This is a genomic window from Acinetobacter sp. V89_7, from assembly GCF_029967895.1.
Classification (GTDB): domain Bacteria; phylum Pseudomonadota; class Gammaproteobacteria; order Pseudomonadales; family Moraxellaceae; genus Acinetobacter; species Acinetobacter soli.
Genome location: NZ_JASCAJ010000013.1, coordinates 1 through 868 on the forward strand (window position 1 = coordinate 1; position 868 = coordinate 868).

At 49.3% G+C, this 868-nt stretch carries 1 protein-coding gene; it reads right to left on the minus strand.

Translation table 11 applies throughout. The features are described from left to right. Window positions 1-868, minus strand: an 868-nt coding sequence (locus QLG00_RS01220; RefSeq protein WP_282470378.1) for an FAD-dependent oxidoreductase, incomplete at both ends; no start/stop codon positions are given.

Here is an 868-nt window from a genome sequence, read left to right on the forward strand (position 1 = left end):
CGCGTACATTTAAATCCACTGTGCCTTTTAAGAAGTCGGTGTTCGGCAACAATCCGATCTGTACAAAAATACCAGACAGCTCAAGCGTATGCTCGGTATCAGTGGCGCGGTCTTTATATTTCAGACCCGTCACCTGACTGCCGTCTCCCACCACTTCAGTGGATAAGGCATGCGTGATCACGGTGGCATTGCTCAAACTGTTCAGCTTGTCTTGCAAGACCTGATCGGCACGAAGTTTGGTATCAAACTCAATCAGCGTCACATGTTCAACAATTCCCGCCAGATCAATTGCAGCTTCAACACCCGAGTTACCGCCACCAATCACCGCTACTTTCTTGCCTTTAAACAGCGGACCATCGCAGTGTGGGCAGTATGCAACACCACGAGTGGCATATTCATCCTCACCCGGAACATTCATCTTTCTCCAGCGTGCACCAGTAGAAAGAATGACGGTTTTCGATTCAACTGTAGCGCCATTTTCAAGTTCAAGATGTACCAGACCATTTATGGTTTGGTCTGCACCGGTGATCTTGCTCACACGCTGCAAGTTCATGATATCGACATCGTATTCACGAATATGTGCTTCCATATCGGTGGCAAACTTCGGCCCCAAGGTTTTTTGCACTGAGGTAAAGTTTTCAATGTCCATAGTGTCCATGACCTGACCGCCAAAGCGCTCTGCGATCATACCGGTACGAATGCCTTTACGTGCGGCATAAATGGCCGAGGTTCCACCCGCAGGGCCGGCACCGACCACCAGCACATCAAAGGCAGCTTTGGCATTGATGGCCGCAGCGTCTTTTTCAGCCGAATTATTGTCGAGTTTAGCTACAATCTCTTCAAGCGTCATACGGCCCTGACCAATATG